Origin of the sequence: Brevibacillus brevis (genome assembly GCF_022026395.1) — a bacterium.
Classification (GTDB): Bacteria; Bacillota; Bacilli; order Brevibacillales; family Brevibacillaceae; genus Brevibacillus.
This window is the reverse complement of the sequence record NZ_CP041767.1, coordinates 429,639-451,533: the sequence shown is the minus strand read 5'-3', so window position 1 is coordinate 451,533 and position 21,895 is coordinate 429,639. Positions and strand designations below refer to the sequence as shown.

Below are 21,895 nucleotides of genomic sequence, written 5' to 3'. Positions count from 1 at the left end.
GCAACTTTTTGGGTCTTTCTTCCTCATTTTTGAAGAAATTTACTGGAAATCGTTCTGCTTCTTCCTCCTTATGGTACAATACAAAATCGAGTGCGCAAAATCATTACGCACATTGGATTCAGCAAAGAGAGAGAGCAAAAGGGGAGAGAAAAGATGGAAACTGCAACAAACGTGAACCCACCGCGCAAAAGCAAGAAAAAAGCATGGCTGATCGCGGGGGCAGCGGCTGTCGTTGTGCTGGGTGGTTTAGGGACCGCCTATGCCAAGTACGATCTGTTTAAGAGTGCAAAAACGATTTACCTGCAGGCGGAAGCGGAAAGCATGATGAAGTTTTCTAGCGACGTATCCAAAGCTTACGGGGAATACCAAGACTACATGAAGCCATACCTGGAAAAACCAGTTCACTCCACCACTGAGTTGAGTGATATTGCTTTAGATGCCACCATCCCAGACCCGCAAGCACAAAAAATTCTCGACATGCTGGGCAAAGCGAAGCTCGTGATGCAAAGCAACATCGATGAACAGAAAAATCAACAATCGGGGAACCTGGAAGTTCACCTACAAGATAAAAAGCTGGCTACTCTTGAGTACTTCATGAATGATTCTGTTATGGGCTTCAAGCTGCCGGAGTTTTACTCTAAATACGCTTATATGGACCTGAAGGATCGCGATGCACTTAAGGAAAAGCTGGGCGGCGAAGAACTGCCGAAGCGCTTCGTAACCTATAGCGATTTGTATAAAGCAATCAATTTTAACCAGGATGAACTCAAAACGGTCATGACTCCGTATGCCTTGCTGTACGCTGACAACATCAAAGACAGCCAGGTAAGCATCAAAAAAGACGTTTCTTTCTCTGAAGAAGGACTCAAGGAAGATGCACGTGAGATCACCGTTACTTTCAACGCCCAAGAAGGCGCGGCTCTGTCGAAGCAAATTGCAGAGAAAGCAAAAGCTGACCAAAAGCTCTTTGACCTGATCTACAGCCGCTACCACAATGTGGCTACGCTGATGCTCGACAGCGGCTACAAAGTAGAAGAAATCAGCAAAGAAGAATTCAAGAAAAATTACGAGCAAACCTTCGATGACATCATCAAGGATACAAAAGATACAGACGCCAAATCAACTGAGCAATTGAGAATGGTCGTGCTCGTGAATAGCGATCATCAAATCTTGTCCCGCAAGCTCTTGGTCGATGACAAAGAGAAAAAAGATCAATTGGTCTACAGCAGTGTTTCTTACGATAAAGGCGCTGAAACGTACTACCGTTACTCCCTGCACAACCTGTCTGACCAGCAAAGTGGCGAAATGTCCTTAACCTACAAAGCAACAGAAGAAAAAGACAAGACAAAGGGCAAGTTCAGCATCCTGATGAAAGAGACCGACCAGCCAATTCTGGACCTCTCGACCACTTTTGAGACAACCAAGCAAGACAAGAAAACAACCGGAAACTATGACTTTGCACTCGTAGTGGCAGACGAATATTCCTCCAACCCTGTTGCTCTGACCGGTAATGTTACCATGAACGAGACAAAGACGGACAATGGTGTAGATTCTGACGGCACAGTAAAAGTGAAGTTCTCGAACCCTACTCCAGATATGCCAAAAGGCTTTAGCTTCAAGCTGAAGTCCAAAGCAGAATTTGGCAAAGCACTGGAAATTCCAGCTATGACTGCTGACAACTCCATCAATTTCGCTACAGTGACTGACCAACAAATGATGGAAGCGCAACAAGAAGTCATGCAAAACGCAGATAAATTCATGAATGAAAACGCTGAGCTCGTGCAACAGTTCATGATGCCTTAATTGTTTCGTAAAAAGAAGAATTTGCTCATAGTAGCAACTAGCAAGCTGGCATCGGTGCTAAACCGATGTCAGCTTTTTTATTCAAATCACGATCTGTTCTAAATATTCCGATTACAATAAATAGGGGGACCTCCTGAGGGGAGGCCCTTTCTCCATTTCCATTCTTCTTACTGATAACCTTTGATCACAATATACACAATCGCTACATAAAACACGATTCGATCCACAATCCGATACATCGACTTGGACACCGGAATGCCGAGCCATCCCACTCGCAACGGCCACAATAACTGAATGCGTCCCACCAGCATATCGCTGATCAAATGGGACAAAATCCCCCAAAGTCCTGCCATGGCAGCCAAAGAATCGCCGAACAGCAGGAACGGAAGGAATAAAATCACCCAAGAGTGCGTAACCGTACGATGACCGAATCCTTTTTGCAGCATTTTGGACAAAGGTCCCATCAAGTTTCCGAGCTTGCTATTTGCTTGATCGATATCGGGTACTAGTGCCATCGTTGCACCAATAACACTGCCCTTCCACGAAGGGTAGGCGCAGTAGCCTGCAATGGCACCGAGTACCATATGTGTTTTCCATGTCATTTGCCTTTCACACCGTCTTTCTTGGGTAATCTGGGGAGCTTATGTACGGTTGGTGGAATGGCAAACCAATACCATCATACATACGGATGCTACGTCTCCAATAAGGACATGAAGCTCTCTGGATCAAGCCCATCTCCTTCAATCACAATGGCTGTCATTCCGGTTTCACTGCCTGATTCATGCCCTTCACCTGTGATCCAGAATGCCGCCTGACCACTCTGGATCGGGATGCGCTCTGTACCTTCTCCACGTACCCAGCCTTCACCATTCACCACGAGAAAAAGCTGAGGGCAAGGCGCCGGATGATAACCGACAATCCCACCCGCCTCCAAATGGATACATCCTATCGAAACGGAATTCGGCGTGCGCATAACACGAGAAATCGTCGCATGGACGGAATTATAGCGATCAATCGTTTTGCCTACTTGCTGATCAAATCGAAATCGTTTCATACTTTCCCCTCCGCCTTTTGACGCGTAAGCCTTATCATAGCGCAACCAGAGGCGCTGTGACAGACTCATCTTCCACAATTACTGCCGAAACCAAATATTTTTGTAATCAACAAGACCAAGCGCATTCAACGAAACACCGGCCAGAGCCGAATGGTAAGCAGAATGCTGACGCGTATGGTATAAAAACAGCATCGCGCACTGCTCACGCAGCAGTCTCTCGACCTCCTGCAAGTGATGACGCTGCCCTGTCACATCCCTCTCCAGCATCAAGGCGTCCAGCTCATAATCGATTTGCTCCCGCAAGACAGGGCTCCACAACTGCCGCGAAAAGCTGATATCCGACTTAAAGAACTCCACCATCCCAAACTCCCACTGTTCATCAAAAACCTCTCCCGCAACCACCATATCTGCCTGCTGAATGACCTCTGACTTCTTCAATTCCTCAATCGGCAGGACAGTCACTTCAACTCGAATGCCCTCATCCGCCAAATGCTGCCGTAACCATTCCGCATTATTTTCGTTGCCTGCCCCTTCGTACGTAAACAACTGTATCGGTTGATGATCATGCCAGTCTTTGAAATCCCCATCCCAGGCCACTCCACCACCAGGCACATCCTTGTTTTCAGGTAAAAATCCGTAAGCAGGCGCATACCGATTGCCGCGCAGCTCCGTAATCATTTTCTCGCGCACGATAAGACGATCCAGCGCTTGCCGGAATACGATATCTTGTTGTGGGCCTGGGCGATTCAGGTTAAAAGCGAGATACGTGCAGCCTTTCTCCAGGCTCTGCAACTCCTGCCAATGCTCCATCGGCCCGAGCTTATTCCAAAAGGTTTGGAAGTGCACCTCTCCTCGTTTTGAAAAGTAATCCTCGTTTCGCACATCCTGACTGTTTTCGGGAACAATCCAAATCTCTACCCGATCCAAATGAGCCCTTCCGAGAAAATACGTTGGGGCAGCCTCTAAAATGAACATCTGCGAGTCATTCGTCACCAGCGAAAATGGTCCACTGCCCACAGGTAATCGACTAAATGCTTGTCCTTTTTCCTGAATGACATCTCCCGGAACAATCGAAAGCCGATTCGCTGCCAGAATGGATAGCAGTAATTGATTGGGACGTCTGAGCGCAATTTTTACTATCGTCTCTTTTTCAGCAGTGACTTTTTCTACATCTTCCAGCATCCAGCGATAGGGAGATCCCGTCTTCGGATCGGCAATGCGTTCGAGCGTCCAGACGACGTCATGCGCTGTCAGTTCACGTCCATGGTGAAACAGTACCCCTTTGCGCAAATAAAAGGTCCATTCTGTTCCACTCTCATTTACTTCCCAATGGTGGGCGAGATGCGGGATGAATGTATCCATTTTTTCGTCATATCGAATGAGCGTATCAAATAGTTGCTTCACCATGTGTGACTCTGTGCGCCTGTTGACAAAGGCAGGGTCGAGAGCGGGAATCGGTCTGTAAAAGGACATGCGAAGCGTATCCAGTTTTCGTTCACGGATTTCCTCTTGAATAAAGCCAAACTGCCCGGAGAGCCAGTCAAAAAAGTGCTCCCGCCCCTTGGCAGTGATGGCAAAATCATTGAGGAACTGCATAGCGCCTTCCAAATCGCCATCTTGGATACGCCCCTGAGCGATAGGCAAAACGATCTGCTCGATCCCGTATAACAAGACGATCCGCGAGACATTGCCTCGTCCTCTTCCCGGGCTCCATTCAATCCACTTCTGCTCCTCCATCTGTTTGATGACTTTTTTCGTGTTCCGAATCGTGCAACAAAATATTTGAGCCAGCTCGGCAAGCGTAATCTCCTGCTGTTCACCCTCTGCCGCAGAGGCAAAATGCTGGCGCAAGCGCAAGTAGTAGTAGGCACTTTGCATCGAGATGATCACTCTTTCTACGTAAACAGTCGCTGTCGAATCCAAAAAGGGGTCCATACTCTCCAAACACTCTACCCTTTTTCTTCCCCTTTTTCTAGCTACAATGAGATCGAAGAAGGAGGTTTTTTCATGCCAGCCCCTAACAACACCCCCGCCACGAAGCTTGAATCACACGAGAGAATGTCGATCTGGCGGAATCGGCCCTTTCTCGTCCTCTTTTTCACGTCCACCTTTATCGCGTGTGGAGCAAAGGTGTACGAACTGGCCTTGCCATTGATCTTGTATGATATGACCCAATCGGCAGTTGCCATGACGACCATGAAAAGCATTGAGTTTTTGCCAAATCTGCTGCTCGCCATGTTCATCGGCGTCTGGGTGGATCGCTTCTCCAAAAAACGCTGGTCGCAATGGATGGTTTTTGGCCAGATGATCCTGTTGTTTTTGCTATATGGACTGACCGAATCCGGACATGCACAGGTCATTCATTATTATGTGGCTGGCTTTTTCCTGATGGCGTTTAACTACGGCTTTCACAATGCTCGCGTCAGCATGATCAAGCAGGTGGTCCCTACCCCTCTGTTAACCTCAGCCAATGCTCGTTTTTCTTTTATGAGCACGTTTATTGAAATTATGGGACCTGCGATTACCGGGTTTATTCTGCTTCTATCGGCGCTGCACACCGGGCTGCTTATTACGGGTACAGCCTATTTACTGGCTTTTATCGCCATATCGTTTTTAGATCGTACAGATGCGCCTGCCCCCTCTCAGGGCGGCTTTTGGCAGGAGTTGCGAAACGGTTGGAAGGAGCTGTTGGGCAATCGACCATTATGGCAGATTACAGTACTCGTGATTTTTCTCAATGCGACCTCGGGCATGTATGACGCCATGATCATTTTCTTTGCCAAGGATCACCTTAGGTTGGACAATTCCACATTAGGGCTGGTGCTTTCCGCGGCTGGACTTGGCGGTCTTCTCGGCAGCTCAGTGGTTGCCTATTTGCGGAGACGATTTCCCATCGGTCGCATCATGGGCATGACCATCCTGCTTCTCGGTTGCTCCTATTTGCTCATGGTTTTCGCGCAAAGTATGTGGATGCTCTGTCTTTCTCTATTTCTCACGGGACTGATCAGCACGATTGAAAACGTCTGTATTTGGACCTTTCGTCAAGAGACTACCCCTGCCCACATGATTGGCAGAATTAGCGGGATCACCGGCTCTATTTTCAAGCTCGGAATTGTCTTCTCCATCTATGGTTCGGGCTGGATGACCTTGTCGTTCGGGCCTTGGTCAGTCTTTTTGGCAGCGGCAGTGGGGAATCTCGTGGTTTTTCTCGTATATCGAAGATTGGCTTTGTGGAAATTGGCGTAAACAAAAAACACCCCTTAGAATCATTCTGTCGATTCTCAGGGGTGTATCCTGTGGCGAAGCTTTATACCTTGAAATGGCCTATCAGTTTTTCCAAATCATCCGCGAGACCCGCCAGCGATGCAGCCGAGGAGTAGATTTCCTCCATCGAGGCAAGCTGTTCTTCTGTAGCAGACGAGACTCCCACCGACAGAGAGACAGCCGATTGCGCGACAGTGGCGATCATCTGCATCGATTGTCCGACCTTGCCTGTACTTTCCGTAAGGGTATGTGCAGCAGTCGATACCTCTTGTATTTCATTCGTCACGCCAACAACAGCATCACGAATTTGAGAGAACGCTTCCCCTGCTCTTGCGACGCCCCCCATCCCGTCTGCTACTTCTTGAGAGCCTTTTTCCATCGTGAGGACCGCTTCGTTCGTCTCCATCTGGATCGACGCTACCAGTTGGGAGATTTCTTGTGCCGATGCAGATGCCTGCTCAGCCAGCTTTCGCACTTCATCCGCCACGACAGCAAAGCCTTTGCCGTGCTCGCCAGCCCTCGCCGCTTCGATAGCAGCATTCAATGCCAAGAGATTCGTCTGACCTGAAATTTGTGTAATGACTTCGACGATTTGGCCGATTTGCTCAGAGCGTTTTCCCAAACCACCTACCAGTGCAGTCAAATTCTCCATCGTTTCTCCGATCCCGTTCATCTGGGAAACCGACTGCTGGATAGTACGATCCCCCTCTGTCGCCAGCTCTGAGGTACTGGCAGCCGCAGCCGACACACTTTGCGCACGTGCCGCAATTTTTTCAATGCCTGCGGATATTTCTTCGACTTCTTGCTGACTCTCCTCTACGTTTTGGGATTGCCTGTCCGTTCCTTCCGTCATTTCCTGAATCGTGATGGCGATCTGCTCCGTAGCTTGGCTCGTTTGCTTCGAGCTCGCTGTCAGTTGTTCAGCTGCGGCTGCAACCTGCTGGGCATGCCCACGAACCTGAGAAATCAGCTCTCGTAAGTTGGCTAGCATCCGGTTAAATGAGCCTGCCAACTGTCCAATCTCGTCTTTGGAAGAGACGGTCAACTCTTGCGTCAAATCTCCTTTTCCTTCAGCGATATCATGTAGCTGTTTGTTCACCCGGTGCAGCGGTGCCACAATCGAGCGAATCAGAAAACCGCCAACCACAATCGCGACGAGAATTCCCACTGCATTAAAAAACAACTGGATCATGGCCGAAGTTCCTTCGTTCTCCGCCAGCTCCTGTCTATCTACTTCGATTTCATTACGCACCTCTTCGACCAATCCACTCACAACCGAATCCAGTGCTAATCTCGATTGCCGCTCCTGACCGAAATGATGAGCGATGGCTTCTTCATGTAGCCCATTATCCTGTGCCTCTACCGCTTTCTCACTCGACTCCAGAAAGGACTTGTACAGTCCCATTGCCTCCTCCATTTTTTCACGATGGTGAGAAGACTCTAAAGAACTGTTCATTTTGGCAAACAGGCTGTCCACCTTTGCTGCCTTTCCCTTCAATTCCATCCGAAATTCTTCATCGCCTGTTAACAAGTAGGCTCGTTCGTCATTATTTCGACCTGTCATAATAAACTGCATTTCACGCAGATCCGTCAATAATTTTTCCTCTTCGATAATCTGGGTGTAGGATGCCTTCATTGCTAGCATTTGCAGGTGCATATACGTACCTGAACCGAACATGACTGCCAATATGACACCAAAAGCCAGGATGATTTTTGTTCTGATTTTCACAAGGTGTGCCTCCCGTCATCTGATACTCTTGTTCATACCCAGCTCCTCCTTCCTTCAAACAATTTGATGTGCAAACAAAAAACCGCCAGATTAAATCGAGGTAATTTTTGTATTTTTCAAAAAATCTTGAACGAACAATCAAGTAATAGTAGAATACAAACGAAGTATATACCATAATTAGGGAGATGAGTTAATGTTAGGGAATTTATCTAAGATAATTACACCTCTTGCACTTTCAATGTCATTGCTCACTGTTCCAAGTATGGCTTTTGCTGAAAAAGTTGATGCAAAATACGAGAAAGCAGTAAAACAAGAAAAACTTGAAAAACTTAACGAAAAATTAGATTACTTACGAGAGCAAGTAAGAAAAACGAAAGATTTTGATAAGGCAATGAAAATAACAATAGAAAAATACAATAATTTGAAGGTAGTAAATTCAGATGGTGAAGATGGAAAACCGATCAATGCATTATCTAACGAGGAAGGATGGATAACATTTACTGATAGAATTGTTTACGATGATGAAAGTGATCAATATGTGTTTGTTGGATATTGGGAGTGGGATGAGAAAGAAGGTTTTGTCGGACGCGACCCATACGATTTCGTAGGTGTTTATACAGATAATAAAAGAAGTATGCCAATAGACGTAGATGGGGTTGTCATCCAAGGCTGGAATGGCTTGGGTGATGAAGAAGCTTACTTCGATACAAGAACTGATAAAAAACGTGGTAAGGTAGCGTTAGCAAAACGCGCTACAGACGCAGGTGTTGGCTTTTGGATTAATGATCGATATGTTACAAATGGCACAATAACAGCTGTACTTGAAAAAGTTACAACAAACAAAAAAGAGCGGGTCTATTTACAATATGACCATTCTTGGACAAGCACTTCAATTACTGGGATAGGTGGTAACGTATCAGGTGGCGGTGGAGGTTTTAATATAACATGGAACACGGGTGTGAAGTATTTAAATACACTCACCTCTACAGGTGAATATTGGAAAGGATAATGTTAAAATTTGGGTGTCCCCCTTTATGGTGGACACCTGTTTTCTTAATAAAGTAGGAAAATTCAGTCTTTTCTATATAATTAAATGAAGGGGCGACATAATGAAAAAGATACCAATCATGCTATCCTTGATTCTAGTGTTAGTGACCTCTGGATGCAATAAAGGTACAACCGACATTAGTGAAGATCAAATCCGAATGGTTGCATACACCTACTCAGAAAATGTATTTAATAACTATAGATACGTAGGATCTATCAGTGATTTTTTAGGTAATGCTAATGGAAAAGAAATCACATTGGAATCACTTCAAATGTATGTAAGTGGGTATAAACAAGGAAATGGCAGGAAGAAAATTTATGAAAGTGTAGAAAATATCATCTCTCTCTACTTTGCAAAACACTACAATGAACAAACCATCGCAAAATTATTTGACACGAATCGCAAATTAACCCAACTAACAAGGCAACTTAATGATTTGTTGACAGAAGAACATATATCTGCAAAACTTACCGCAAATGAAATCATTGAGCTAAGAGAGCGAATTGACGATCTACTCATCTATGTATACCCTGAGCAAGAGCAGGATGAGACAGGTATAAATCTATACACATTAATTACGAAACCTGAGAAATTACTTGAAAAGCATACCGTTACGGATATCGATATCTTTTTTATGAATGTTAACAACGCTATGGAGCAATTGAACAACTTCCTAGAACAAGTCGGTAAAACTTAATCCTTTAAACACGTTCGTGTGCAGAAAAAAACGTCAGAATAAATCCTGACGGTTCAAACATTCGGTACGCTAAACTCCAAGCTTCGCAGCCACTTTATTCTCTATCCCCATCTTTACAATTTTTCGATCACTTTATCAATCAAGCCGTATTCAAGCGCCTCTGCGGCGGTAAGGAAATAGTCGCGGTCTGCATCTTTTTCGATTTGCTCGACTGTCTTTCCCGTACGCTCTGCGATGATCGTATACAGCATGTTGCGATGTCGCATGATACGGTCTGCTGCGATCTTGATATCGCTCGCCTGTCCTTGACTGCCTCCCCACGGCTGGTGGAGCATGACTTCTGCATTGGGCAACGCGTACCGTTTGCCCGGCGCTCCCGCTACGAGAAGCATCGCACCCATAGACGCTGCCATCCCTGTGCAGATTGTAGACACATCAGGCGCAATGAAACTCATCGTATCGATAATCGCCATCCCTGCTGTGACAGAGCCTCCGGGCGAATTGATATAAAGATGAATGTCTTTTTTCGGGTCCTCTGCTGCCAGGAACAGCAACTGAGCTACGACTGCATTGGCTACCTGATCATCGATGGCACTGCCGAGAAAAATAATGCGATCCTTCAACAACCGGGAGTAAATGTCATAGGACCTCTCTCCATAACTCGTTTGCTCGACTACTACCGGAATGAGATTCATGAAAAACCCTCCTTCGCTTGTTTACGCTGCGTTTTTTACGCGGCCATACTCATGCTGATTGCTTGTGGAACCGCCACTGATTTTTTGTTAAATCCTGATGAAACCTGCGTCACGACTGCCGGATTACTCGCCGGGCCCACTGACCATGTCTGAACAGCCGCTTCTCTTTCGACAGCAACCCCATTTCCGTTTCGGGCAGGCATGGCAATGACCTGGTCGGTTTGAGGCTGGACTCGACTTTCCCAAACGATTACGGGTTTGGACTTATTGGACTCCGCAGCTTGTGCTTTCATGCCTCGTCTCCTCCTTGTTTTGGATAAACCGCGAGAACCACCTGATACGTCTCTTGTCCCTTTTCTTTTGGCTGATACTTCGCCACAAGCTGATTCACCAGTTGGACGTACTCCTCTACAAAAGCACTGCGCTGTTCCGCACTGGCTAGCTGAATACTCGCATTCAGTGAGGCGCTCGGAACCTCGACCTCTTGATCGGAGCGCTCCAGCAAGAGCATGGCATCACGCTTGATTCGTTCTGCTGTCTGGACCAGATGAGACAGCGACCCTTGATCCTTCATTTGCTGAACGGTATCGTTGCCCCAGTTCAGTCCTTCCGAGAGCACATACGTCCGCGCAATTGCCAAGTAAAGCACCTCGACGAGATTGCGCACCTGTCGACTCCCTACCCGTCTGACCAATCCGACTTTTTCCAAGGCCTTCAAGTGATAATTGACACGCTGCGGGATTTCATTGATACCACGTGCGACTTCTGCTGCCGAAGCAGGCTCTGCCAAACGGCTTAAAATCTCGGCACGTAGCGGGTTCAATAGCGCCATCGCCTGTTCCGGCTTCTCGACTACATATGTTTCCAGTTGTTCGTGCGCCACAACAACACCTCATGACATTAATCATTTACGTAAAAATAGTTTATTACGTTCGTTTTTGTTTGTCAAATGATGGATAAGCCTTTTTTTCGACAACGCCAAAAGCCCCGCTATCACCTGCGGAGCTTTGTTTTTTCTTTTTTATTCGATTCGCTCAATGAATAGAGATAATTTCTCCGTCCTGCGGAACATGTACACGCCCGGATAGCTGTTTTTCCTGCAAACATTCATTCAATTCCTGGCGGCTGAGCAAGCAATGGTTCCACGTCTCCATGTGGGCAACAAGGATACGGCTGTCGGGCGCGGCATTTGCGACATGGACGATATCCTCCTTCGTCATCGTGATCGGGTCTCCCGTCAAGAACCGGGCCGCACCTGCGAAAACGATGATCACATCAGGACGATACGCTGCAACAGCTTGCTCCGCTTCCTCACACCAAATCGTATCCCCCGCCACATACAGCGTCTGCTCACCAGCTCGCTTCAAGACAAAGCCAGATACTGGCCCCATCTGCTGCCCAATTTCCCCTGTTCCGTGTTGACCACCTGTCCGATGCAGGTGAACCCCTTGCCATGTATACTCCTCTTCGATGGAAATGACTTGTTCGAAGCCATGCTGCATCAGCTTATCCAGATCCGGTGGCTGGCAAAATACAGGCAAATGCTTCGGGAGGAGGCGAATGGCCGCTTCATCGAGGTGATCGAAATGAGTATGCGTCACCAAGATGGCGTCCACGCCAGCGAGTACCTCCTCCACGGATATGGGCAATTCTACTCCTGGATTCGGGCGCTGATTCGGCGTATTTGGTACTGCTGGCATTTCGCCCTTGGAGCTAAACATCGGATCAACCAAAAATGTCACCCCTGCATATTCCACACGCAAGGTAGCATGTCGTACAAGCTGAATCTGCATGTCATTTCTTCCTTTCCTCGTTACCGTTATAATGGTTGTACGTTTATTGTATAAGGCCGTGAACGGTTGCCGCGAAACGATTGCTGGCTTCCCACTTTCGCCGTGAAAGGAGTTACGCATGCTAGACCAAATTGATCTCTCCATTCTTGCCTTGCTACGCAGAAACAGCCGTTTGCAGTGGAAGGACATCGGCGAACAGGTCCATCTAAGCGGTCAAGCCGTCGGCAACCGCATTAGACGAATGGAGGAGCAAGGGATTATTCAAGGCTACACAACGCTCATTGATGAAGCCAAAATCGCCCCGTTCCTCACTGCTCTGGTCACGATGTTCATGACCACTACTGATCATTCTCCCTTCACTCGTTTTATCAAAAGTCGCAGCGAGATCGTCGAAGCGCATCGCATTAGCGGAGAAGGCTGCTATACCATGTTGGTACATGTTCCAGATCAAGAGGCCCTCAATCATTTTTTAGATACCCTTCTTCCTTTTGGGAACTACCGCGTCAACCTATCGATTAACAAATTGAAATAGTTGGTAGTTTGTCAATGAATTCGCTCTCATGAACTTTCAGGATTGCACGATTTTGTGAACAAGAGTAGAATGATGAATACGAAAGGAGGAGAATCGCCATGGAAGATATGCTATTGCTGCTGTTTTCGCTGGAAGATTTCTTCGCCTTGGTCGCGATTTTTGTAGGATGCTTCACTTCTGCTTTTTGTCTCAGACAGTGTTGCCTGCAAAACCGGGCTCTACCGCAGAACGTCACAGATATGTACCGACCTCCCATTAACACGTTGTTGGTTGAGACTTATCCAATGGCGGCAAGGCAACCGCAGCGCCTTCGTTTCTTCAGGCGCATCCAGCATACAGACGGCGAAATGGATACATATGGTTCCTTTGTTTTGGATCGCGTAGCGTAACGAACATCCAAAAGGAGGTTGATCATATGATCGCCAAATATATCGGAGAAGCTTTGTTGTTTATTGTGGGTTTGCCTATTTTTGCTTACCAAACATTCGAAGGAATACATGCATTGGCAGATTTCTTCGCCCAAGTATCCGATTTTACCAATTTCAAATAAGCATGACACATAAAAAAGCCTGACCGCATCCATTGACGGTCAGGCTTTCTTTAATTTGCTTGGATGCGATCTCCTCTTGTTGTCGGTTGCGAGATCACAAGAAATTCCACATCCTCTGCTCCCTCGTTTTTCATCTGGTGTTTGACTCCCGGAGGCACTTCTACCCCTTCCTGCCTGCCCAGCACATGACGAACGCCATCCACTTCCAGCATAGCCTGTCCTGACAGCACGAAGAAAAACTGCCGCGACCGCTCGTGATAATGGCGTACCTCTGCTGTATTTCCGGGCATCCGCTCATGAATGACGCTGAGGTCTTGGCCTTTGACCAGATACCAGCCATCGCATTGATCTCCCCAATGATAATGCTCTGCATTCTCTTTGCTGATTTTTGCCACGCCTGCTCCTCCTCCGTTTTTTGCTCTATCTTCACACGCTGAGGAGCATTTGTCACCAAGTGTTTACTTTTTCTGCTGGCTATGTTAAAATATTTGTGTATTCTAAGTGAATATTTGATTCGTTACTGGAGGAGCCTGTCATCATAGGGTTCTTTTTGTCTTTTTTTAGCCGACAAAAAGAAAGCTGTGATTGCGGGCTCTTTTTTATTTCGTAAAAAGGGGGAAACCAGATGCTTATTTTTCAGCTGGCTGTCATTTTGATCGCCTCCAAAATCGCCGGTGACATCAGCGTGCGGCTGGGACAGCCATCCGTTTTGGGGAAACTGCTCATCGGTATCGTTCTAGGTCCTACCGTTCTCGGGCTAGTCACAGACACAGAAATCCTCAAGGAAATTAGCCAAATCGGGGTTATCCTGCTCATGTTTATCGCGGGCTTGGAGACCGATATTGATGAGTTCAAACGCACTGCCAAGTCTTCAACCAGCGTAGGTGTCGCAGGAATTGTCATGCCACTTGCACTCGGTTATGGTGCCGGGATTGCGATTGGTCTCTCCAACATTGAAGCGATCTTCCTCGGCCTGTTGCTCTCTGCTACCAGTGTGAGTATTTCCGTACAAACGTTGAAGGAATTGGGCAAGCTAAAATCAAGGGAAGGCGCAACCATCATGGGGGCTGCTGTTATCGATGACGTTTTGGTCATCCTGGCACTCGCTTTCTTGATGAGCTTTGCTGGCGGCGATGTTAATCTTGGTATGGTGATTTTGAAAAAGGTCGCATTTTTTGCCATCGTCATCGTTCTTTCCTGGAAAGTTGTCCCTTGGGTTTTGAAAAAATTTGCTCCTTTGCAGGTTACAGAATCGGTCATTTCCGCGGCACTCATTATCTGTTTCCTGTTCGCTTATTTTGCTGAATATACAGGGGTTGCCGCCATCATCGGCTCCTACATCGCCGGTGTTGCGATCAGCTTAACCAATTACAAGACAGAAGTAACGCACAAGGTCGAAACCATCAGCTACGCGGTTTTCGTGCCAGTCTTCTTCACCTCGATCGGGGTAACGGCACAGTTCTCTGGCATCTTGGAAAATCTCGGACTGATTGTGCTCCTGAGCGTCATCGCGATTGTTTCCAAGCTCATCGGTGGTGCATTTGGTGCAAAAATCACGGGCTTCCCGTGGAAAAACTCGATGGCCATTGGTGCAGCCATGGTATCGCGTGGAGAGGTGGCACTCATTATCGCCGCCATTGGTTTGGAGAACAATTTGCTCACGCAAGACATGTTTGCCGTCCTGATTGTCGTCGTACTCTTGACGACCATCGTCACTCCGCCAATGATGAAAATGTTCTTCTCGAAAACATCGCAGCCAGAAGGAATGGCGTTGAAAAAGAACGCCTAGCACAACCAAGACTGTTTCTCGCCATAGACGCGGGAGACAGTCTTTTTTTATTATGGGAAAAATACCCTCTGCACTGATAGGAGGAACACCCTCATGAAAATTGTCATCGCTCCCGATTCCTTTAAAGGCAGCCTAACAGCCAAACAGGTGGGCGAAGCCATTCGCTCAGGGATTCAACGCGTACTCCCGCAAAGTGAACTCATCGTAAAACCGATGGCTGACGGCGGGGAAGGTACTATGCAATGCCTGGTCGATGCCACAGATGGCAAAATACTGACCGCCACCGTAAAAAACCCGCTCGGACAGGACATTTCTGCTGAATTCGGCATTTTGGGTGACGGTGCAACCTGTGTGATCGAAATGGCTGCTGCGTCTGGTCTTTACTTGATTTCTTCCGCAGATCGCAACCCGCTTGTCACGACGACCTTTGGCTTTGGTCAGCTGATTACGGCCGGACTCGATCAAGGCTGCCGCAAGTTCATTCTCGGACTGGGTGGTAGTGCTACCAATGACGGAGGCGCTGGCATGCTCCAAGCTCTCGGATATGTGCTTCTCGATCAAGACGACCAGCCACTCTCTTTTGGAGGTGGGGAATTATCACGATTGAGCCGTATTGATACGAGTCAGGTTGATAAGCGACTGGCTGACTGTCACTTCGTCATCGCGTGTGATGTCACCAATCCTTTTGTTGGACCCAATGGCGCTTCACACGTTTTCGGTCCGCAAAAAGGAGCCACACCGGAAATGGTGCTGCAATTGGATGATCATTTGCGCCATTTCGCTGACTTGATCGAAAAGACCCGTGGCATCGCCATTCACGATTTGCCTGGAACTGGTGCTGCCGGTGGTGTCGCCGGTGCCCTACTCGCTTTTCTGAATGGACAGCTTACTTCCGGTATTGAGATTGTGATCGAGACGACAGAACTCGCGGAAGCCATGGACAAAGCCAATCTTGTGATCACAGGCGAGGGACAAGTCGACTTCCAGACTGCCCAAGGAAAGACGCCATGTGGAGTTGCCCAAGTCGCGCAACGATACGGCATTCCCGTCATCGTCCTCGCTGGTTCCATTGGAAATGGCATCGACACCCTTTATGAAAAAGGCGTTTCTGCCGTTGTCGGCATCACCAACAAACCGATGACCCTAGATCAATCAATGCGCGAAGCCGCCTCGCTCTTGGAGCAGACAGCCGAGCAGGTTATGCGGATTTATAGCTTGAAAACCTGATCGGCCTCTCGTTAACCGTATATGAGTGCATCGACAAGCCTTTGATAGCCGATATCGGAAAAGAAATCGAAAGTGGCTTCGGCGGAGTCATTACTCCCATCGGACTCGTCATCATTTTCCGTACATAGATCAGCAAAATTTTGGAAAACCCCGGTACTGGTGATGCTTTGGGTGTCATCATCAAAGGAACTCCAATCGTGGACGATGTCAAATGATTGCGGGATGGCTGGCTCCTCTTTCATTCGCTCCGGCTGGGCGCCTTGCCCGGTTTCATTGCATTCTTGCAAATCTTGACGTTCATGGCAATGGGCAGCGGTGCAATGGTATTCATTTTGGCGCTTATCCTGTTGTAAATCTTTTTCAGATTCATAAATGTGGTTGAGTCTATCGGCTGTTGCACACCAACTGAATTTCTCCAACGCAATTTGACGAGCTTCTTGCTTCATTTTCAAATACAGGGGCTTATTCATGATCAGCGAACAGATCGCATCGGCAAAGGCTTGCGGATTTTTATATTGCTTGATCAACAATCCAGAACGGCCATGCTGAATCACTTCTTTTATGCCCCCGTTTTTCGAGGCAACGACTGGCAATCCGGAAGACATCGCTTCGACGTTAACAAGTCCAAACGATTCATGCTTTTGCGAAGGACAAATGAACAAATCGGCTTTTCTAAAAACGCGATGGATATGACAATGGGGGATCGTACCTAGGAATTCAGCATGTACGCCAAATTTACGAGAGAGCGACTGCAATTGCCTTGCATATTTGCTTGTGGGTGACCCTCCTGCAATCATTACTTTGACAGGTTCGTTTACCTGTTTATTCACGAGCTTAACTGCCTGAAGCAATACGGGAACGCCTTTGCGTGGAATAAGCCTGCCTGCGAACAATAAAGTGAAAGCACGGGGATGAGAGGTTTTTTGAATAGGGGAAAAGCGAGATGTATCAACGCCAAGCCATGCAACCCGGATTTTTCTCGACATACTGGGAAACCGAGCAGAAAGTCGCCTTTCAAGAGAGGAGCTGTTGGTGATAATCAAGTCTGCCTTTCGCAACCCGGCCAAAGTCTCTGCCCGACTGGTATGGGGAAAGTTGACAAAAGTCAGCGAGTGAAGATACAAGGAGACAGTAGCTTTCGGAAACATCGATTTAATCTGCCCGACGAACTCTGGACGGTTATCAATTTGCAAAACGTCAAATTGGCGTTTTTTCAGGATTTTTTTCACATGGGTCAAATATTTCGCAGGACTCCCGGTAGGAACGCGATAGATGTTCACCCCATCGATAACAGAATACTTTGGGTACCGAGAATGCGCTCTGCTGATGATCGAGACCGAGTGCCACTTACTCAATTCTTTGGCGATCGCCAGAATTGTAATTTCGACGGACCCCCCAAGAATGGGGGGAACGGGAATTTGCTCAGGGGCGATGATCACGATTTTCATACCGATCCCTCTCCTGTTTAAGAGCTAGGACTTGCAGAGAATTTTTCATTCGGTAGACACAAGTACATTTTATGTTTGGGTGAGTAGAAGGTGTTGGGCTCGGGGCCTATTGCCTTTAGACATTTTTTTGGAAATCACTTTGTTTCCCTATGAAGGGTATAGCGCTTTAGTCGCGGGGAATATTTTTTCAGTTCCAATCGCTCGGGATGATTCCGCTTGTTTTTGGATGTGATATAGTTGCGATCTCCGGTTTCAGTGCATTGCAGGGTAATGTTCACGCGCATGGATGTCAGCCTCCTCTTTTTTGGTTACAATGTCGTCTCCATTACAGCATCTGCTGTTGGGAGTGGATCGGGCAGCTTACTCCAGTCCGCCTCGTATTCCTCATCGTTCAGGAGACATGCATCGAGATGCTTCACGATTTGCTCCTGGTTCAGATCGATCCCGATAAAGACGAGCTCTGTGGTTCGATCCCCATGTACGGGATGCCATGTTTGCTGCCAGTCTGGCTCCTCTACCAAAATGGCTTGTTGCTCTTCTGCCGATAACGCTGCTGTCCAATAGCCTGCCGTTCCGATTTCGATGGATGGCCCCGCCTGACTAAGTGTCATCGCCACGTCATTTCGTGTCGCCAACCAGAAAAAGCCTTTGGCACGCACGATTTCTTCTGGCCAAGCCTCTAACCACTTTTCAAAACGGGCTGGATGAAACGGTCTGCGACTGCGATAAACGAAGGAGGAAATTCCGTACTCGTCCGTCTCAGGTGTATGCACTTCCTTTTGCAGCTCAGCAATCCATCCCGCTGATTGACTGGCAGTCTCGAAGTCGAACAGATGGGTATTCAAAATTTCTTGCGGGTCCACCTGCCCACGAACAGCGCGGATGAAGCGAGCCTTTGGCTGTAGCTTGCGCAGAACGGCTTCCAGCTGGATTAAATCGTCTGGAGCGACGCGATCGCATTTGTTCAGAATCAACACATCACAGAATTCAATCTGGTCGATTAAAAGATCCGCGACCTCACGAGTATCCTCTGCGCCAACTGCCTGCCCTCTGTCCAAAAGGTTTTCGCCGGAAGAAAAGTCATACCAGAAGCGGTACGCATCCACTACGGTTACCATCGTGTCCAGGCGGCATAAGGACGACAAATTAATGCCATTTTCTTCGTCTACGTATGTGAAAGTCTGGGCGACAGGAACCGGCTCGCCTACTCCCGTCGATTCAATCAGTATGTAGTCATACCGTCCTTCCACAGCCAGACGCTCTACCTCCGTCAGCAAATCCTCTCGCAAGGTGCAGCAAATGCAACCATTCGACAGCTCCACGACCTTTTCGTCCACGCGTGACAGACCACTGCCTGCGAGAATTAGAGAGGCGTCTACGTTTACTTCGCTCAAGTCGTTAACGATCACGGCGACTCGTGACCCCTCCCGATTGTTCAGGATATGGTTCAGTAGCGTCGTTTTGCCTGCTCCCAAGTACCCGCTCAGGACTGTGACAGGGATTTTCTTTTCGTTTATGCTCATGCTAGATCTCCTTTTTAGTTTGTTAAAACGTAATTATTACGATTTGTTAGTTATCATAACGCGTAAAAATATCTAAAGTCAATACAAAACGTAATCACTACGATTTAAGGGGCAAAAAAATCAGTCAGATTTCACTCTGACTGATTCGTCCACGCCTACTCCACTATTGTTTTTTCGCCTTATTCATCCCAACTGCTTCACCATAAACCCCAATGACTGGCTGGTACGACTGACGATCATTTAATTTCCCCTGCTCGACGACTGGCTGCGGGCGATTGTCTTTCCACGTAAGCTGGCTGTACACATGACCTGTCGCAGTCGGCATCGTGACGAGGATGTCTTTTACCTGATCAGCATTGCCATCCGTGATGGCGAGCTTCGGAAGAATACCACTGTCACGTTTTCCTACAGAGATAAACGTCTGCTGATTATCCTTCCCTTCGCGAACTACGACACGCAGGTTATGAGCCGTCTGATTCATCGATACACCCATTTTATCGCCTACAAGCAAAATCAGATCCTTGATATTGTCTCCCGTTACGTCTGCATACTTCGTATCAAGGACAAAGGTACTATCGCTGCTCATACTGAAGCCGCTATTGATCGTCACATCTGGCGACGGCATATTGTCCCAGTCTGCTTTTTGAACCGTTACCTGTAAAAGCTGCGGCTGTTTGTCGACGACGTTCCATACACTGGTCGCCACCGCCAGGCGATCCTCCGTATTCAGCCCCCACAAGATTTGCTTGCCCATGTAACGCAGGTTGCCTTTCGCATCCCGGAATGGCACCAGCTCCACCAGCTTTTGCGTATATCCATTGGTTGCCTTTTGCAACTTTCCATTGGCATGATAAATCCCTTGCTTCACGTACGTAGCCTTATTGTCCGATATATCTACTGTACTCGTCGCTTTTGTTTTTGTGTTCGTTACTTTTGCCACAAATCCATCGGCAAATTGTATGTTGAACGGGATATTTTGCTCTGGTTGCAATAAGACTACCGGCGCGTACGCTTGCGACTGGGTGCCGCTCGCTTGAACCGGGTTAGCCCCAACGCCTGAAGCCATGAGAACCGCGCCGCTGCAAAGAACTGCCGCCATCGTTTTGTGCCATGCTTTCATCCTATTCTCCTCCTTCGTATAGATAACATCCAACTCCTATCCTACATTTTTAAACGAATTTGCTAGGTCAATTGTTGCTAGTAAAATGTTCCCTGTTCTCTCGCACTTTTTTCCTGTATAAGGTAGCTTAGAGCATGTTCGTTCGTTCTTGAAAAGCTCCAAAACGGGTTTTTTTACCGTTTTGCAACAAATTTGCGGGATGGGCAAGCTACAATATAGTCAAATGGATGCAGCAACAGAAAGGAACATTTGAAATGAAAAAGGCTTGGCTCGTAACGACAGCACTCTGCGCCTCGCTTGTTAGCGGTTGCGGACTCACAGATACACCCAATGAATTGATGCGCGCCCCGTCAGCAGACGGCGATCAAAAATCAATCAATCAGGCCGTCATGCAATTTTTGCCGGCTGGGTCACAATTATCTGTTCCTCTTCATCCCGCAGAAGCCAGTGCCGTCTCCCTACAGGACCTAAATGGAGATGGAGTTGCAGAGGTCGTCGCTTTTTACAAAACCGAAAAAACCGATTATGAAATCGGTGTGCTTGTGCTTACCCAAAAGCAAGGAAACTGGGAAAAGCTCTCCTCCTTTACTGGAGTCGGCAGCGAATTGGATTACGTCTCCTTTCAAGATCTCACAGGGGACAAAATTCCAGAAATGCTGATCGGAATGGGAGGCGGCGAAGATTTAAACAAGGAGCTCTCCATCTATTCGCTAGCGAATAATATGACCCAGGAATTAATGAAGCAGCCCTATACCATTATGGCAGTAGGCGATTTGACAGGAGATGATCACGCGGATCTCGCTCTCGTTGTTCTCGATAAAAATAACTTCACATCCAAAGCCGAGTTGTACGGGGCGGCGAATGGAACAATCGCCAAAAAGACAGAGATAGCCCTTGACGGATATGTGAATGGTTACTATCAGGCTATCATCGGAAAAGCTTCGTCAGCCCGAAACGCACTATTTATTGATGCTGGATTAGGTGCTCACTCTGCTTCCACTGAACTACTCCTCTGGGACAATGGACAACTGTCCAACCCTTTGGCAAAAATAGAAGGAGAGATGGACCTGACCTTCAAGCCTTATTCTTTGGAAAGTGAAGATATCAACGGTGATGGCATCATCGAGATCGGCACAAAGATACAACCCGCTGGGACAGAGGATTTGGCCATGGCAGAAATCCCCTGGGTGTCCTCCTACTTCCAATGGGACGGGAAAACGGGCTTGAAACACATCGAGGATCATTATCAAAATTATACACAGGGCTTTGACCTCAAGATTCCGGCAAAATGGGGCGAAAAGTACACCATCTCCATCAACCATGATACGAATCCACTTCTTGTCCGATTCCAATATTACGGTGCGAATGGGAAAAATAAGGCAGAATTACTAACGCTGCAAAGCATTCCACAAAACGAATGGACCAAATTTGAAAGCGGATTGAAGCAAAAGCAAGTTCCCTACATTTTGCTGAAGGAAGAGGGAAAACAAGTCTTGATCGCCATTTTACCGCAAACGACACCTACCCTTGGAAAAGCTGCGCTCGCAGAATATCGATCCATGCAGCTTACCGCAGAGGAGGTTCGTCAGCTCTACAAACCGGTGACGAGCCGGGAATAAAAGT

The 21,895-nt window shown here is 47.5% G+C and carries 23 protein-coding genes; 10 read left to right on the top strand and 13 right to left on the bottom strand.

Features of this window, described 5'->3' with window-relative positions; translation table 11 throughout:
* Positions 1 to 153 precede the first annotated feature (153 nt).
* Positions 154 to 1,803, top strand: a complete 1,650-nt coding sequence (locus FO446_RS02490; RefSeq protein ID WP_237899854.1) for a DUF6583 family protein — start codon at positions 154 to 156, stop codon at positions 1,801 to 1,803.
* Positions 1,804 to 1,970: 167 nt separating this feature from the next.
* Here FO446_RS02490 and FO446_RS02485 read toward each other — a convergent pair whose 3' ends face one another.
* The 3 genes from FO446_RS02485 to FO446_RS02475 form a co-directional block, all read right to left on the bottom strand.
* Positions 1,971 to 2,405 carry a metal-dependent hydrolase gene (locus FO446_RS02485; RefSeq protein ID WP_173611870.1) on the bottom strand — a complete coding sequence of 145 codons (435 nt, stop codon included), beginning with the start codon at positions 2,403 to 2,405 and terminating at the stop codon, positions 1,971 to 1,973.
* A gap of 89 nt (positions 2,406 to 2,494) precedes the next feature.
* Positions 2,495 to 2,857 (bottom strand): cupin domain-containing protein, encoded by a 363-nt coding sequence (locus tag FO446_RS02480; RefSeq protein WP_221866655.1) that lies wholly within the window; start codon positions 2,855 to 2,857, stop codon positions 2,495 to 2,497.
* A gap of 78 nt (positions 2,858 to 2,935) precedes the next feature.
* Positions 2,936 to 4,792 (bottom strand): SgrR family transcriptional regulator, encoded by a 1,857-nt coding sequence (locus FO446_RS02475; protein ID WP_237899852.1) that lies wholly within the window; start codon positions 4,790 to 4,792, stop codon positions 2,936 to 2,938.
* A 72-nt stretch (positions 4,793 to 4,864) separates the two neighbouring features.
* Here FO446_RS02475 and FO446_RS02470 point away from each other — a divergent pair, with 72 nt between their 5' ends.
* Positions 4,865 to 6,103 carry an MFS transporter gene (locus FO446_RS02470; protein WP_237899851.1) on the top strand — a complete coding sequence of 413 codons (1,239 nt, stop codon included), beginning with the start codon at positions 4,865 to 4,867 and terminating at the stop codon, positions 6,101 to 6,103.
* Between the two features lie 61 nt (positions 6,104 to 6,164).
* On the opposite strand, the gene FO446_RS02465 is transcribed toward FO446_RS02470, so the two are convergent.
* Positions 6,165 to 7,850 carry a methyl-accepting chemotaxis protein gene (locus FO446_RS02465; RefSeq protein ID WP_232774163.1) on the bottom strand — a complete coding sequence of 562 codons (1,686 nt, stop codon included), beginning with the start codon at positions 7,848 to 7,850 and terminating at the stop codon, positions 6,165 to 6,167.
* A 193-nt stretch (positions 7,851 to 8,043) separates the two neighbouring features.
* On the opposite strand from FO446_RS02465, the gene FO446_RS02460 reads away from it, so the two are divergent.
* Together FO446_RS02460 and FO446_RS02455 are read left to right on the top strand one after the other, a co-directional pair.
* Positions 8,044 to 8,859, top strand: a complete 816-nt coding sequence (locus FO446_RS02460; protein ID WP_221866659.1) for a hypothetical protein — start codon at positions 8,044 to 8,046, stop codon at positions 8,857 to 8,859.
* 100 nt (positions 8,860 to 8,959) lie between these two features.
* On the top strand, positions 8,960 to 9,595 hold the full coding sequence (locus FO446_RS02455) for a hypothetical protein (protein WP_173611865.1): 636 nt from the start codon (positions 8,960 to 8,962) through the stop codon (positions 9,593 to 9,595).
* Positions 9,596 to 9,708: 113 nt separating this feature from the next.
* Here the strand turns inward: FO446_RS02455 and clpP are convergent, their stop codons facing one another.
* The 4 genes from clpP to FO446_RS02435 all read right to left on the bottom strand — a co-directional run bounded on the left by clpP (position 9,709) and on the right by FO446_RS02435 (position 12,083).
* Positions 9,709 to 10,290 (bottom strand): ATP-dependent Clp endopeptidase proteolytic subunit ClpP, encoded by a 582-nt coding sequence (gene clpP, locus FO446_RS02450; protein WP_007726172.1) that lies wholly within the window; start codon positions 10,288 to 10,290, stop codon positions 9,709 to 9,711.
* 35 nt (positions 10,291 to 10,325) lie between these two features.
* Complete coding sequence (locus tag FO446_RS02445; protein ID WP_173611864.1) at positions 10,326 to 10,583, bottom strand: hypothetical protein; 258 nt, start codon at positions 10,581 to 10,583, stop codon at positions 10,326 to 10,328.
* Positions 10,580 to 11,173 carry a winged helix-turn-helix domain-containing protein gene (locus FO446_RS02440; RefSeq protein ID WP_007726169.1) on the bottom strand — a complete coding sequence of 198 codons (594 nt, stop codon included), beginning with the start codon at positions 11,171 to 11,173 and terminating at the stop codon, positions 10,580 to 10,582. Before FO446_RS02440 ends, FO446_RS02445 begins: the two co-directional genes overlap by 4 nt.
* A 151-nt stretch (positions 11,174 to 11,324) precedes the next feature.
* Positions 11,325 to 12,083 carry an MBL fold metallo-hydrolase gene (locus FO446_RS02435; protein ID WP_237899849.1) on the bottom strand — a complete coding sequence of 253 codons (759 nt, stop codon included), beginning with the start codon at positions 12,081 to 12,083 and terminating at the stop codon, positions 11,325 to 11,327.
* A 118-nt stretch (positions 12,084 to 12,201) separates the two neighbouring features.
* Between FO446_RS02435 and FO446_RS02430 the strand changes: the two genes are divergently transcribed.
* The 3 genes from FO446_RS02430 to FO446_RS28910 all read left to right on the top strand — a co-directional run bounded on the left by FO446_RS02430 (position 12,202) and on the right by FO446_RS28910 (position 13,165).
* Entirely contained in the window at positions 12,202 to 12,615 is a 414-nt protein-coding gene (locus FO446_RS02430; RefSeq protein ID WP_237899848.1) for an Lrp/AsnC family transcriptional regulator, read from the top strand.
* Between the two features lie 98 nt (positions 12,616 to 12,713).
* On the top strand, positions 12,714 to 13,004 hold the full coding sequence (locus FO446_RS02425; protein WP_173611861.1) for a hypothetical protein: 291 nt from the start codon (positions 12,714 to 12,716) through the stop codon (positions 13,002 to 13,004).
* A gap of 26 nt (positions 13,005 to 13,030) precedes the next feature.
* Positions 13,031 to 13,165, top strand: a complete 135-nt coding sequence (locus FO446_RS28910) for a hypothetical protein (RefSeq protein ID WP_012684166.1) — start codon at positions 13,031 to 13,033, stop codon at positions 13,163 to 13,165.
* Positions 13,166 to 13,215: 50 nt separating this feature from the next.
* Here FO446_RS28910 and FO446_RS02420 read toward each other — a convergent pair whose 3' ends face one another.
* On the bottom strand, positions 13,216 to 13,560 hold the full coding sequence (locus FO446_RS02420) for a cupin domain-containing protein (RefSeq protein ID WP_173611860.1): 345 nt from the start codon (positions 13,558 to 13,560) through the stop codon (positions 13,216 to 13,218).
* 230 nt (positions 13,561 to 13,790) lie between these two features.
* Between FO446_RS02420 and FO446_RS02415 the strand changes: the two genes are divergently transcribed.
* Positions 13,791 to 14,954, top strand: coding sequence for a cation:proton antiporter (locus tag FO446_RS02415; RefSeq protein WP_173611859.1), 1,164 nt, complete (start codon positions 13,791 to 13,793; stop codon positions 14,952 to 14,954).
* A 93-nt stretch (positions 14,955 to 15,047) separates the two neighbouring features.
* Entirely contained in the window at positions 15,048 to 16,181 is a 1,134-nt protein-coding gene (locus FO446_RS02410) for a glycerate kinase (RefSeq protein ID WP_173611858.1), read from the top strand.
* Between the two features lie 11 nt (positions 16,182 to 16,192).
* Here the strand turns inward: FO446_RS02410 and FO446_RS02405 are convergent, their stop codons facing one another.
* The 4 genes from FO446_RS02405 to FO446_RS02390 form a co-directional block, all read right to left on the bottom strand.
* Complete coding sequence (locus tag FO446_RS02405) at positions 16,193 to 17,629, bottom strand: glycosyltransferase family 4 protein (protein WP_237899847.1); 1,437 nt, start codon at positions 17,627 to 17,629, stop codon at positions 16,193 to 16,195.
* A 134-nt stretch (positions 17,630 to 17,763) separates the two neighbouring features.
* Positions 17,764 to 17,913, bottom strand: a complete 150-nt coding sequence (gene rpmG, locus FO446_RS02400; protein ID WP_012684162.1) for a 50S ribosomal protein L33 — start codon at positions 17,911 to 17,913, stop codon at positions 17,764 to 17,766.
* A 24-nt stretch (positions 17,914 to 17,937) separates the two neighbouring features.
* Positions 17,938 to 19,152, bottom strand: coding sequence for a GTP-binding protein (locus FO446_RS02395; RefSeq protein ID WP_237899846.1), 1,215 nt, complete (start codon positions 19,150 to 19,152; stop codon positions 17,938 to 17,940).
* A 163-nt stretch (positions 19,153 to 19,315) separates the two neighbouring features.
* On the bottom strand, positions 19,316 to 20,272 hold the full coding sequence (locus tag FO446_RS02390; RefSeq protein WP_221866663.1) for a hypothetical protein: 957 nt from the start codon (positions 20,270 to 20,272) through the stop codon (positions 19,316 to 19,318).
* A gap of 254 nt (positions 20,273 to 20,526) precedes the next feature.
* On the opposite strand from FO446_RS02390, the gene FO446_RS02385 reads away from it, so the two are divergent.
* Positions 20,527 to 21,891: a VCBS repeat-containing protein gene (locus FO446_RS02385; RefSeq protein ID WP_173611854.1), complete on the top strand. Its 1,365-nt coding sequence runs from the start codon at positions 20,527 to 20,529 to the stop codon at positions 21,889 to 21,891.
* Positions 21,892 to 21,895: the final 4 nt, after the last annotated feature.